General features: G+C 63.3%; 3 protein-coding genes. 1 reads left to right on the top strand and 2 read right to left on the bottom strand.

All coding sequences use genetic code 11. The features are described 5' to 3' along the window. Positions 1-128: 128 nt before the first annotated feature. Entirely contained in the window at positions 129-1,724 is a 1,596-nt protein-coding gene (locus AC0L2F_RS09200; protein ID WP_473248178.1) for an ABC transporter substrate-binding protein, read from the top strand. Between the two features lie 198 nt (positions 1,725-1,922). Here the strand turns inward: AC0L2F_RS09200 and AC0L2F_RS09195 are convergent, their stop codons facing one another. Next, positions 1,923-4,154: a CHASE2 domain-containing protein gene (locus AC0L2F_RS09195; protein WP_007605161.1), complete on the bottom strand. Its 2,232-nt coding sequence runs from the start codon at positions 4,152-4,154 to the stop codon at positions 1,923-1,925. A 145-nt stretch (positions 4,155-4,299) separates the two neighbouring features. After that, a complete protein-coding gene (locus tag AC0L2F_RS09190) occupies positions 4,300-14,523 on the bottom strand; it encodes a beta strand repeat-containing protein (protein ID WP_473248177.1) in 10,224 nt (3,407 codons plus the stop codon). Positions 14,524-14,592 lie beyond the last annotated feature (69 nt).

The following is a 14,592-nucleotide window of genomic DNA, read 5'->3' as shown; positions in this document are numbered from 1 at the left end:
CAAATTGCCCCTGCGACGACAAGTCCTTGTGATCGCACGTCGGCGAAGGCAACGCACTGCCTATTCTGGCATCAAGATTGCAGGTTGGGCTCCGATTGTCCTTGAAGTCTTCCCTGGAGCTTTGGCCTATGCGTATCCGACTATCGACCTGTTTCGCCGTGCTTGCACTGGCGTTGTCCGCGATTCCGGCGGGCGCCGAAACGGTGCTGCGCTACGGCATCTCGATGGCGGACATCCCGCTGACCACCGGCCAGCCCGATCGCGGCGCCGGCGCCTACCAGTTCACGGCCTACACCATCTACGATCCGCTCGTGGCGTGGGAGATGGACGTCGCCGACCGGCCCGGCAAGCTGGTGCCGGGACTGGCCACCGAGTGGAAGGTCGATGACGAGAACAAGACCAAATGGCGCTTCACCTTGCGCAAGGGCGTGAAGTTTCACGACGGCAGCGAGTTCAACGCCGATGCCGTGATCTGGAATCTGGACAAGGTGCTCAACGACAAGGCGCCGCAATTCGACAAGCGCCAGAGCGCCCAGGTCAAGACCCGCCTGCCTTCGGTCGCGAGCTACGCCAAGATCGACGACTCCACAGTGGAGATCACCACCAAGACGGTCGATTCCTTCTTTCCCTATCAGATGTTGTGGTTCCTGGTGTCGAGCCCCACGCAATACGAAAAGCTCGGCAAGGATTGGGACAAGTTCGCGAGCCAGCCTTCGGGGACTGGCCCGTTCAAATTGACCAAACTGGTGCCGCGCGAGCTCGCCGAGCTCACGAAGAATCCCGACTATTGGAACAAGAAGCGCATTCCAAAGGTCGACAAGCTCGTGCTGGTGCCGATGCCGGAAGCGCTGACGCGCACCAATGCGCTGCTCGCCGGGCAAGTCGATCTGATCGAAACGCCGGCCCCGGATGCCGTGCCGCAGCTCAAAGCTGCCGGCATGAAGCTCGTCGACAACGTCACGCCGCATGTCTGGAATTATCATCTGAGCGTGCTGCCGGGTTCGCCCTGGACCGACATCCGCCTGCGCAAGGCGCTCAACCTCGCGATCGATCGTGAGGCCGTGGTAGGCCTGATGAATGGGCTTGCAAAACCCGCCAAGGGACAGGTCGATCCGTCGAGCCCCTGGTTCGGCAAGCCGAGTTTCGAGCTGAAATACGATGTCGCCGCCGCCAAGAAGCTGGTCGAGGAAGCCGGCTACTCCAAGGCGAAGCCATTGAAGGCCACCTTCATCATCGCACAGGGCGGCACCGGCCAGATGCTGTCGCTGCCGATGAACGAATTCTTGCAGCAGAGCTTCAAGGAGATCGGCATCGACATCGATTTCAAGGTCGTCGAGCTCGAGACACTCTATACGCACTGGCGCAAGGGTGCGGCCGACGAGATGAACGCCGGCATCACCGCCAACAACATCGCCTACGTCACGTCCGATCCGCTCTACGCCATCGTCCGCTTCTTCCATTCGAGCCAGATCGCGCCGGTCGGCGTCAACTGGGGCGGCTACAAGAACCCGAAGGTCGATGCCCTGATCGACGAGGCCAAGCAGACCTTCGACAGCACCAAGCAGGACGAGCTGCTGGCGCAGGCGCACGCGCTGATCGTCGACGACGCCGCGCTGGTGTGGGTGGTGCACGACACCAATCCGCATGCGCTGTCGCCCAAGGTCAAGCAGTTCGTCCAGGCCCAGCACTGGTTCCAGGATCTGACGACGATCGGGGCGGAGTGAGGCTCAAGGCCGGCACTCAGCTTCAGCAAACACCACTGTCGTCCTGGCGAAAGCCAGGACCCATAACCACCGGCTTTGGTTTGACGACGACTGGTGGCTAGCAGCGCGGCGCCGCAACTGCTCCCTGGGGTAATGGGTCCTGGCGTTCGCCAGGACGACACCTCTTGTTGAGGCAGCAGCGAGAGCCTCTCGCGCCCCTCACTTCGTCAGCAGCGCATAGGCCCCGGTCCAGCCTTCCGGCGGCGGATTGATCTGGAATTCCTTGATGCGCACTTCATAGAGCTTGAACAGCTTTTCCAGCGTGTCGGCATCCTCGCTCCTGCGGCCGCGTTCGATCGCGTCCAGCGCGCCGTGCCAGTCGCGGCTGCGATAGCAGGCGAGCATTTCGATGGTGACGTTGCGCAGCCGCTGGAACGCGCCCGAATGCATCACGTCCGCGCGGCCGGCGATGGCGTAGATGACTTCCGGTTCGGTCTTGCCCTTGACCATGATGAAATCGAGCTCGAGGATCGCGAACTTGTCCTTGGCAGCGAGCGCGGTCCTGGAGCCGACGATGATGGGAAAACCGTATTCCTTCGACTGGCCTTCGAGGCGCGAGGCCAGGTTCACGCTGTCGCCGAGCACCGAATAGTTCTTCTTCAGGTCGGAGCCCATGTTGCCGACCACGCCGATGCCGGTGTTGAGACCGATACCGACATTGAGCGGGATGTAGACGTGACTGCCATCAATGGCCTCCTGCTCGCGGTCCTTGTTCACCGCGTCGATCTTCTCCAACATCTGGATCGCGGCCTCACAGGCGTTGACCTCGTGTTCGGCATCGTCGAGCGGCGCGTTCCAGAACGCCATGATGGCGTCGCCCATGTATTTGTCGATATAGCCTTTCTGATCGATGATCACGTCGGTCAGCGGAGTCAGGAAACGGTTCATCAGCGCGATCAGGCCCTGCGGATCGTGCTTGTAGGTTTCCGATATGGTGGTGAAGCCGCGCACGTCGGAGAACATGATCGTCATCTCGCGCTCCTCGCCGCCGAGGACCAGCTTTTCCGGCGACTGCGCGAGTTGCTCGACCAGCACCGGCGACATGTATTGCGCGAACATGCCGCGGATCTGCACGCGCTGCCGCTGCTCGCGCACGAAGCTGGCAAAGATCAGCGTCAGGTAGATCGCCGTGGTCGACAGCAACGGATAAGTGAAGTCGATGAGATAGCGGTATTGCACGTAAAAGAACCAGGACACTCCGATCAGGATCGCGGCGAAGGTCGCGCCGGCAAGCACGAGGCGGACCGGTCCGAGGTTCGGCGTGAAGATGATGACGAGCAAGCCGATGATGAGCGCGGCGAGCAGCTCGACGCCGAGCGCATAGTTCGGCTGGGATATCACTGCGCCGCTCAGCACGCTCTCCAGCACCTGGGCGTGGATCTCGACGCCCGGCATGTTCGAGGACACCGGCGTGGTCTTGATGTCATTGAGCCCAACCGCGGAGGTGCCGACCAGCACCAGCTTGCCGGCGATCTTGTTCGGCGGCACGGTGTTATCGAGCACGTCGGCGGCCGAGACGTAGATCGAGGGATCCTGGCGGGCGTAATGCACCCAGAGCTGACCGTTCCTGTCGGTTGGGATCTCCACGCCCTTGAGACGCACGGCTCGCACGCCGGTCTTGTCGGTCCGAACCAGCAGTGTCGGCGTGCCCGTGACGACGCGCAAAATCTCGAGGCTGAGCGAGGGCATGACCATGCCCTGGGCGCGCATGATCATCGGCACGCGCCGGATCAGGCCGTCGCGCTCGGTCTTGATCGAGAACAGGCCGCGGCCGGCCGCGACCTTCTCGATCTCTGGCACGTTGCGCAACAGCCCGGGAAATTCGAACAGGAAGCGCTCAGCCCCCTCCTCGCCGACCGTTGCGACGCCGGTAAAGGGCAGCGACTTGTCGACCTCGGACGAAATCGCCCGCTGGCCGGTCTCGCCCAGGATCACACGCGAGCGCTTGATCGCTTCGGAGAGGATCTGGTCGTTGCTCGGCAGCTCGCGCAGCTTGGCGCGGGTGGCGTCGTCGAGGTAGCGCATCTGGCTCGCGACCAGATCCGGGTTGAGCCGATCGGCCTCCGAGAACACGACGTCGAAGCCGATCGCGACTGCGCCGTGGCTGGTGAGGTTCTGGATCAGGTCGGCGATCCGCGTCCGCGGCCACGGCCACTGGCCAAGCTTGGCGAGGCTCTTGTCGTCGATGTCGACGATGGTGACCGGCCGCGCCGTCTTGTGGCGCGGATCGATCAACTGAAACATGTCGAAAGTGCGCAGCCGCAGTTCCTGGATCGGCGGCGGATCCCAGAGGCGAGCGCCGGCAAACACGACCAGCAGCGCAAGGCACATCAGCCGCGCAAACCCCAACTTGCGCGCAAACCACCGCCGCAGGATCTTGAGACGTTTCATTTCGACCGGACTTCCTGCCTCACATCATGCCGTGCGCGCCGATCATGGCGCGCCGGCCTGCGATTGGCCATTCCTGAATGCGGAGGACTAAGGGTTTTTTGCCACGGTCGAACTGCGGGGCAGCCGCAGGCAAGCCCGGCCTCGATCAGGCGATGTGGAAGATGAAATCGCTGCCCTTGAGACTGGCCGCGATCACGTTCTTGAGCAGCAGCGCCTCGTGCTCGGTGATCGGCGCGCCCTCCAGGGGATTTACCTGCTGCTGCCAGGTGACCAGCGTGTCGTCGGAGTCCTGCTGCTGGACGATGGTGAGATTGTTGATGGAGCTGACACCCGAGAACTGCCGCAGGTCGATCTTGTCCAGGCCCTCGGTGAAGTCCGTGATGGTATGCGAGAAGTCGGTGACTGGTTGCCCGTTCTGGTCGTACAGCACGCCCGGCGCGAACACGAACTGATCCTTGGCGTCGCCACCGGTCAGCGTGTCGTTCGTATCGGTGCCGAAGATGACGTCCTTGCCGCTGGTGCCCTGCAGGCTGACGCCTTGGCTGGTGTCGCCGGCCTCGTTGAAGATGAAGTGGACGGTGTCGAACAGGCCCGTGGTCTTGTCCGTCACCGTCAGCGTGATCTGGTCGGTCTCGGCCGGGGGGGCTCCTGGAACGTAGGTGACGCCATCGGCGAGGACCGAGTTGATATCGTCGAGGTTGCCGCAAGCCGTCCCCGGATCGACGCTGCTGTCCGGATCATGCCCGGTTACTGCCGTCATCTTGAAGTCGTCCGTCGCGGCACCGGAATCGGTGTCGACGACCGAGAGACCGGTGATGGTATCGGTATTGCCTTCGTTGTTGTGCCAGACCTGGAAGCTCTCAGTGTTGATGACCGGGCCATTGTCGGGAGGCGCCGTCACTTCCGTATCGATAGTGGTGAGGTCGTGCGAGACAGGCGTCGTGCCGCCGGTGCCCGTCGCCGTGAGATCGATCGTCGCGGGTGACGAAGAATCGGTGATTGCACCGGTATAGGTGTCGTCGAGGGCATGCACGCCCAGCGCATCCGGCGCCCCGGTGAAGCCAATGGCCGGCACGAAGCGGATCAGCGTATCCGGGCTCAGCACCAGTGCGCTCGTGTCGCTGACCAGACCGATGTCGACCCATTGATTGGTGCCGGCGAGCTCGTACTGCCAGACGCCCTGCGCAGCAGAGGCCGGGTCGGACGTCACCGCGATGGCCTGGAAGCCCGCGCCGTCGTCGGCGTCGTGGAACTTGCCGGCGAAGAGAACGCTGACCGTGGAGCCAGCCGGATCGCTGCTATCTCCATTGACCGAGGCCAGCGTCGCGTCACCCAGAGTCGGTGCATCGTTGCTGCCGGCGATGTTGAAGATGAGGACGCTGCTGCCGGTGCCGGTCGGCGTGTGGCTGTCGTCGGGCACGATCGTGTACTGCAGCGACAGCGTGTGGCCGGCGGCAAGGAAGTCGAAGGTCTCGCTGCCTGAATTGAAGTCCCACGTGAAATGTGCGTGGGCGGCGGTGCCGTCGAGGACGTCGCCGGACTGCACGGTCAGGTAGTTGAGCAGCGTCGCGTTCGAGGGTTCGCCGACATAGTCGGTCTGGAGCACGCCGTCCAAATAGATATCGAGATGATCGACCCCGACCGTCACGTGATCGGTGGTGTCGAGATCGGACAGCGTCAGCGTGCCGGTCTCGTCCAACCCCGCATTGGTCTCGCTCATGGTGGCGCCGGCGCTGTCGCCGCTTGCGGCCGTGATCACCGGCGCGTCGTTGGCGCCTGTTACGTTCACCTCGAACGTCGCCGTGCCGACGGCGCCTTGCGCGTCCGTGGTCTGCACTGTGAAGGTATCGATATGATTGCCTTCCGAAAGCGCGTTGATCGAAGCCGCGTCGGGAACGTAGGTGTACGTGCCGTTCGCGTTGACCGTCAGCGAGCCGTACAGGCCAGCCGTCGTCCCATGACTATCCGCGTTCAGAACGGCATAGGTCAGCCCTGCCGTCTCGCCATGGTCGGCGTCGGTTCCGACCAGCGTTCCCGTGACGTCCGAAAAACTGTCGGCGATGGAGGTGTCGACGAGCGGATCCGTGGTGACCGCGGTCAGGGTCGGTGCGTCGTTCTTGCCGGTGATCGTGATTGTGACGTCGGTTGTGGCGGTCTTGCCGTAATCGTCCGTGATCGTGATGGTGGAAACCACCTTCGCGGTCTGGTCCTTGGCGAGGAAGTCCAGCGCGCCGTCGGCGATCGAATAGCTCCAGGTGACGGTGCCATTGTTCAGTCCGGCCTGCGGCAGAAGGGTCAGTCCGGTCTTGAGCGCCGCGATCTCGTCAAGCGTGAGCGACGAGGTGAGAATAGTGCTGTGATCGGCGCCAAGCGAGGTCACGACCTGGCCGGTGATCTGTGCCGTCGGCAGGTCGGTCAAGTCGATGTCGGTGAAGTGAATCGCGCCGGTTGCGGGCGTTGACGTATCGGACGTGGCGAAGTCGCCGGTGGCGTCCGCCTGCTCGGAGACGCCCCCCGCCAGCACGCCGCCGGCGGTGAAGGCCGGCGCGTGGTCATCGGTCATGGTGATCAGCGTGTGGCCAGTGCCGTCGTCACTACCGGCGAAATGGGCATTGCTGTAGTCGGCACCGGACAGGGTCAGGCTGATGTGATTGCCGTCCGCATCGGTCACCGTCAGCACGCCGCCGGTGGAGGGGTTGCTGTTGGCGACATAGACTGCGCTGGTACCGAGCCCATACTTGATGGTCGACAGGTCAATCGTGTCGTTCGTGGACAGCGCGCCGATAGAGCCGCCGAAGGCCGACGTATCGATCTGAAGATGGGCGCCGTCGCCGTCGAGTGTGATCGTCTGCGTGACCGTGCCGTCGAGCTTCAGCAACGCGCCGGCGTCGACGGTGACCGAGCCCGAGCCCGACAGTGAGCCGAACAGCGTCAGCGCCCCGTCATGGATCTCGATGCTGCCGGCATTGGCGATGGTGCCCGTGATCGACGCCGTGCCCCAACTGTCGATGGTCGCGTAATTCTCGACGCTCAGCCCGGTCCCGGAGATCGATGCGCCATGCAGGTCGATGGCGCCGTGGTTGACGATCGACGACGCGTTGCCGAAGACGCCCGAGCCGGCGACCGTCCAGGTGCCGCCCAGCTCATTGTTGAACGTCGCGGTGGCGACCGAGATATTGCCGTTGATGTGACCGGCATTGTTGATCGTGACGTGGCCGCCGGTCTCGACGATGGCGTAGGTCGCGGCGGTCACGGTCGAGGCGACGGCAGGTCCGATCGTTCCGGTGGCGGAATTGTCGATCTGCGCGATGCCGGTCGCGTTCTCCTGGATGAAGATCGCCGCATGGGCGCTCGGGGCCACGATCGATCCGGTATTGGTGATATGGGTCGAGCCGGTCGCGCCCGCTTCGTTCTGGGTGACGCTGATGCCGGCGAGGCTCGTGCTGGTGATAGCACCGTGATTGACGATTGTGACGTCGCCGCTGCCGTTGGCGATGGCAGACATGCCGACCGCGCCGGTGGTGGAGCCATTATTGGTGACGCTCACGTCGCCGCCACCGTGATCGAAGGCACCGATCGCGGTACCTGCGGCCGAAATCGAGGAGGTCGCCCCGGTCGTGACTGTGAGGTTGCCGGCACCCCAGGTGAACGCCTCGATGCCGTAGCCCACATCGGCGATAATCGTTGCATCGCTCGTAACGGTGACGTCGCCCTTGACCGCATTCGAGAACGTGCCGGTCCCGCCGGGCTTGTAGCCGGCGATGATCCCGCCGGGAATGGTGCTGTCGTTGTTCGAGGTCGAGCCGGAGTGGATCGTGCCGTGCGCCTCGACGGAGATCGTGCTCCCGATGCCGGCAGCGATCGCAGTGGCGTAGTTGACCGCTACGATGCCGGTGCTGCCAGACGTGATACTGTCGCCGTTCGCCATGGTGACGCTGATGTCGCCCGCATCGATGCTGTAGGCCCTGATGCCGTAGCTCGTCGCACCCGAGATCGTAACATTTTCGCCAAGCGTGACCGTCACGTCGCCAGCGCCACCGCTCAATGCCGACGCGTTGATGCCGACGCTTTGGGTACCGGAGACCGAAATCGTGGTCCCGGCGAAGCTGGTCACCCTGACGTCGCCGTTGCCGTAATTGTAGGCGTCGATGCCATAGCCCGCCGCGGCGGTAATGTTGGCGTGATTGCCGATGGTGACGGTGCCGTTGACGTGGGTATTGGCGGTCGATCCGGTGATGGCACCGGTGTAGCCGGCCTGGATGCCCGCCGGCGTGTTGCCACTCTGGTTCAGGCTGCTGCCGGAATTGATCGTGCCGTAGGTGGTGACGGTGATGGTGCTGCCGTCCGACGCGTCGATCGAATTTGCTCGATTGACCGCAATGATGGCCGAGCTGCCCGAGGTGACGGCGCTGCCGGCCTCGGTCGTGACGGTCTCGCTGCCGCTGCCATAGCTGCGCGCACGGATACCGTAGACGGAGCTGCCTGTGATGGTGCCACCGGCGTCAATGGCAATGTCGCCTTTGCCTAGCGTGGTCGCGTCGATGCCGTATGCGCCGCCGACAGCGCCGCCGAGCTGGGTGATCGAGATGCCACCGGCATTGGCGCTGTTCAAATTCTCGACAAGAACGCCGACCGAATTCGCGCCGGCGCCGGTCGCCTTGCCGGTGAGATTGTTGACATTGATATCGCCAGCGCCGGTCGCGCTGTCGCGCAGCCAGATGCCGTGGCCGGCGAGGCCCTTGATGTCGCCGGTCGCCGTGAACGAGATATCGCCGGTACCGTTCTGGGTGACCGCGACGCCATTGGCCGCGCCCGTCAGTTTACCGGTGGGCGTAAGAATGATGTCGGCGGGCGTTGCAGATGTGCCGCCCGATGCAGTGAAGTCGAGTGCATCGCCGCTCGATGTCGTGATATCGGCCGCGCCCTTGATCGTGAACGTGCCGGCTTTCGTCGACTGACCGGCAATGGTGCCGGTGAAGAGATGGCTCGTGTCGTCGAGCTTGAGCGTGTTGGAGCCGCCGGCGAAAGTCACGGTCTGCGCGTCCGCGCCTCCAAGCTCCAGAGTCGCGCCGTTATCGATGACCAGTGAGCCGATGCCGCTAAGGCCGCCGGACAGATTGAGCGTGCCGGACTGGACTTCGATGGTCCCAGTATTTGTGACGCTGCCCGTGACCGTATCGACGCCGGCGCTGTAGAGATTGCCGGCATTGCTCAGGCTGCCGCCGTTCATCGAGACGTCGGTCAGATAGAGCTTCGAGGTGCCGTCGACCGTGATCGACCCGCCGGAATTGGTGACGATGACGCTCGCAAGCTTCAGCGTGCCGCCATGCACCGCCATGATATCGGCGGAGTTGACGATCAGGTCACCGGAAATATCGAGTTCACCGCCATTCGCCTGAATCAGATTGTGATTGGTGATGGTGTGGAGGATGGCGGGATCAATCGTCAGCGTACCGCTGGTCACCGTGATCGTGCCGGTGTTGGTGATGTCGGCGTTGTTGATCGCGCTCGTGCCAGTCGATTCCAGCGTACCGGCAATCGTCACCGTGCCGCCATCAATGGTCGCGCCCTGGAGATCGAGTGTAGAGCCGGACTCGACCGAGACACTACCGCTGCCGGTGTTGGTCACCGTCATCCCGATCAGCTTCAGTATCCCGTGATCGATCGCCGCCAACGTGCCGGTGTTAGCGAGGGCTTCGCCGTTGATGTCGAGCTCGGCGCCATTGGCCCGGAGGATGCCGCCATTCGCGATCGAGGTTGCGGAGGTCGTCGCCAGCAGGGTCAACGCGCCCAGGGTTGCCTCGATCAGGTAGTTGTTCGAGATGTTGGCGTCGGTAATCGTAGTTGTGCCGGTCGAATTCAGCGTACCCGAAACGGTGAGCGCGCCGCCTGTCAGGCTTGCACCGTTCAATGTCAGCTTGCTGCTTGCATCGACCTTGACCGTGCCATGATTGGCGATTGCGGTGCCCGCAACAGTCACGTCATCCAGCGTCAGGATGACGCCGCTCTCAACCGTCACGGCAGAGGTGCTCAGCGTCGCTGATTGATCGATCTTGCTGCTGCCGATGACATCGATCGCCCCGGCGCCGTTGACGGCTCCGCCCGAAATCTCCGTGCCGGACAGTGTCAGCGTCTGGCCGCCATCGACCGACACCGTACCGGTATTGGTCACGACGTCGTTGAGCAGCGTCGCAGCGCCGGTGATCTTCAGCGTGCCGGTATTGGCGACCGCGCCGCCCTGGATGCTGGCGCCGTCCTTGAGCTTGACGGTGTTGTCGAGCTCGATGCCTCCATTGTCCGTGATCGTCGAGCCCGACACCGTGATGCCGTCCAGCGTCAGCTTGGCATCGGCGGTAACTGTGGCCGTGCTCAGCGTCGCGCCGCCATCGATCTTGCTGGCGCTGGTGACATCGATGGTGCCGAGACCGTCGATCGTACCGCCGCTGATCGTGGCGCCATTGACCGTCAGCTTGCCGTTGGCATCGACCGTGACGTTGCCGGCATTCGCAACCGTCGAGCCCTGGTCGACCGTCAGCGCGCCATTCGCCAGCACTTCGATCGTGCCGGTCGTCGCATTCGTGACCGTCTCATGGTCCAGCGCGTTGCCGGTGCCGCTGACCTTGAAGGCGGCATTGTTGTTCAGGACGCCGCCGCTCAGAACGGCGTTGCCGGTGAGGTCGATCTCGCCGTTGTCCGTGACCGTACCAGCACCGCTGATCGTGGCGCCATTGACCGTCAGCTTGCCGTTGGCATCGACCGTGACGTTGCCGGCATTCGCAACCGTCGAGCCCTGGTCGACCGTCAGCGCGCCATTCGCCAGCACTTCGATCGTGCCGGTCGTCGCATTCGTGACCGTCTCATGGTCCAGCGCGTTGCCGGTGCCGCTGACCTTGAAGGCCGCATTGTTGTTCAGGATGCCGCCGCTCAGAACGGCGTTGCCGGTCAGATCGATCTCGCCGTTGTCCGTGACCGTACCAGCACCGCTGATCGTGGCGCCGTTCACCGTCAGCTTGCCGTTGGCATCGATCGTGACGTTGCCGGCATTGGCGACGGTCGAGCCCTGGTCGATCGTCAGCGCGCCGTTCGCCAGCACTTCGATCGTTCCGGTGCTCGCGTTCGTGACCGTCTCGTGGTCCAGCGCGTTGCCGGTGCCGCTGACCTTGAAGGCCGCGTTGTTGTTCAGGGTGCCGCCGCTCAGCACCGCAGCGCCGGTCAGATCAATCTCGCCATTGTCCGTGACCGTGCCGGTGCCGCTGATCGTGGCCCCGTTCACTGTCAGCTTGCCGTTGGCATCGATCGTGACGTTGCCGGCATTCGCAACCGTCGAGCCCTGGTCGACCGTCAGCGCGCCGTTCGCCAGCACTTCGATCGTACCGGTCGTCGCATTCGTGATGGTCTCATGGTCCAGCGCATTGCCGGTGCCGCTGACCTTGAAGGCCGCATTGTTGTTCAGGATGCCGCCGCTCAGCACCGCAGCGCCGATCAGATCAATCTCGCCGTTGTCGGTGACCGTGCCGGTGCCGCTGATCGTGGCCCCGTTCACCGTCAGCTTGCCGGTGGCATCGACCGTGATGTTGCCGGTGTTGGCGACGGTCGAGCCCTGGTCGATCGTCAACCAGCCATTCGCCAGCACCTTGATCGTGCCGGCGGAGACGTTGGAGACGGTCTCGTGGGCGAACTCCGCAGTGCCCTTGACGTTGACCGCTCCTGAATTGTTCAGCGTGCCGTCCTCGAGGACGCTGCTGCCATCGAGTTCCAGCGTGCCGGCGATGGTGACCGTGCCGCCGCTGATGGTGGCGGTGTCGACGATCAGCGTCGTGCCGGCATCGGCCTTCAGCGTGCCGCCGGCATTGTTAATTCCTGCAAGCGTCTTCAGCGTGCCGCCGAACAGCTCGATCGTGCCGGAATTGGTGATCGTGGTGCTCTTGGCAAAATCGCCGCCGCGCTTGAACGTCAGATAGCCGGCATTGGTGAGCACGCTACTGTCCAGGAACTCGGCCTTGCCACCAACGGAGATCGTGCTTGCCGTGAAATTGGTGAGCTTCGAATCGGCCTTGAGGCTGATCTCGCCCGCAATCGTCAACGCACTTTTGTTGATGACTTCCGGTGCCTTGTGGCCGATCGCGGTGTCGTAATCGTTCATCGTGATCGACTTGGCGTAGGCTGCCGTGTCGATCGTCACCGGATAGGACGGCGTCAGCCCATGCAGCTGGTCGGTGATGACGATGACGTCGTCATTGATGGTCGGGACCGTGCCGGTTGCCCAGTTGGCCGCATCCTTCCAGAAGCCGCCGGAGGGAGCGCCGGGCTTGTCGGTCGCGATCCACACCACGGCGGGAGCGTCGGTGCCGGTGATCGTGACGGTGATGGTCTGCTGCGAGATGGCGCCTTGCGCGTCCTTGAGCGTCACGGTGTAGACCAGCGTCAGCACCTCACCCTTGGGGATGAAGTCGGCGAGATAGACCGGCAGGTCAGCCAGCGACCAGTTGATGGTGCCGGTGCCGTCCCCGGTGCTATCGGCGCCCGCCGCGATCGCGACCGACATCGCGCTCTGGAACGCCGCAAGCGGCCCCGGCGGAACGGTGCCGTCAGGCAGGGTCGCGCTGGTCAACGCCACCGAGACCGTATGTTTGTCGGTGAGGTCGACGTCGGTGAAGTCCAGCGTGCCCGTCGTCGGAACATCGCTGGTGAGCGGGCCACCCGGCACGCTGGTGCCGCCTTCGAAGATGATGACCGGAACGCTGGTGGTGATCACCGGCTTGTCGTTGGTGCCGGTGATCGTGATGGTGATGTCGATGGTCGACGTTTCGGGATTGACCGAGAAATTATTGTTGACGCGCACCTTGTAGGTCAGCGTCAACGTTTCGCCCGCCGCGAGGAAGTCGAAGACGTGGTCGGGAATCGCGTAGGTCCAGACCGCCGAGCCGTTGTTGTTGTTACCGGCGGCTGCGGCGACGCTGATCTGGATCTGCGTTGCCGCGATGTCCTGCTTCTGGAGTGCAGAGAGCGCGCCGGTGACATCCTGCTGGCTGGCGTTCTTGTAGACAAAGTTCGGCGTATCGCCGAGGTCTATGCTCACCGTCGGCAGATCGGCCAGGTTTTGATCGACGAAGGTGATGCGACCGGAGATGGTATCGTAATGAGTTGTGTCGCCGGTCGTGTCCGCGCGCTCGGTAATCCCGAACGCCGTCTTCACATTGCCGTTGAGATCGAGGCTTTGACGAACGGGCGGGCCGGGAATGCGGGTGCTGGTCGACGGATCATGGCCGGACGCCGGCGATCCCGGGTCAGGGAGATGCGTGAAGGTCGCGGTCGCGGTGGCGCCGGTATCCGTCTTGATGAAGACAATGTTGCCGGTCTGCGTGATCGAGTCGGTGAAATTCTGGGTCAGCTTGGTGTTGCTGTTGTTGTCCGTGAACTTCAGCGTGAACACGTCCGTGATCAGCTTCTGGATGTCCGGCGACATCAGCGCATTGGAGATAGAGACGTTGCCGCCGCTGATCTGGATCATCTGGCCGGCCTGATTGACCGTCGCGATCGGCAGCAGCGTGACCTTGTCGAACAGGATGTAGGAGCCCGTCGTGCCGTTCGGCTCGACCAGCACCTGGAAGCTCGCCTGCGGCTGCGGATCGCCGCCGCCAGCGGGAACGACGAAGTTGATCTGGGTCAGCACCGCCGTGCCACGAATGCCCATCGTGGCGACCGGCGTGTCGACCTTCATGTCGCCGTGCTTGGCGGTCTCGCCGGCAACGAAAGTGATGGTGCCCGCGACCAGACTAAGCAGCGAGGAATTGTTCGACCCGTTGGGGTCGTAGACCATCTCGTTCAGCACCATCCGCGCATTGGAGGACAGGCCGAACACGGTGCCGTCGATGAACGTGATGCCGAGCGTCGAGTCGCCACCGGTCGAGACCACGTCGCCCTTCTCGACATTGTCGCCGTTGTTCAGGATGACGGAGACGCCGTTACGGACCGCAGTCGCGCTGCCGGAGAGCTTGGTGACGTGGCCGATGACCTGCGCGGCGGCAATGCCGGAGGCGGCCTGCGCATATTGCACATGGCCGGTGAGTGCGTTGACGACGTCCCCGGTGAGGTGCGCGCCGTCGGGTGAGGCGATCGCCGCGCGCTTGTCGCCCCTGAAATAATCGTGAACGACGAAATCGTGGCCATCATGGGACAGCACGAGGTCGAGACCGGCGCGCTTGAAATCGCCGTTGAAGATCAGGTTCGGGTCGGGAACGACGAATGCGCCATCAGGCACGTGACCGTGGGCCTTCGCGGTAAAAGAATCGACATGGCCATCGGCGGGCGATCGGGAACCCAAGCCGTCCAAGGAAATCGCGGCGTCAAATTTGCCAGCGTAGTTCAATCCGGGCACCAAAAAAGGAGTTAAAATCTAAGTAAGTATCGCTCGCCTAAACTTGCATATCATTACCAA

This window comes from Bradyrhizobium sp. Ken64, assembly GCF_055807555.1.
Note: the sequence above shows the minus strand (reverse complement) of the source record. Positions and strands in the feature narration are given on the sequence as shown.

What these genes read in the sequence shown, in the direction of transcription:
- AC0L2F_RS09200 (WP_473248178.1), top strand. Translation starts at nt 129, where the DNA reads ATGCGTATCCGACTATCGACCTGTTTCGCCGTGCTTGCACTGGCGTTG.
- AC0L2F_RS09195 (WP_007605161.1), bottom strand. Translation starts at nt 4,154, where the DNA reads ATGAAACGTCTCAAGATCCTGCGGCGGTGGTTTGCGCGCAAGTTGGGG.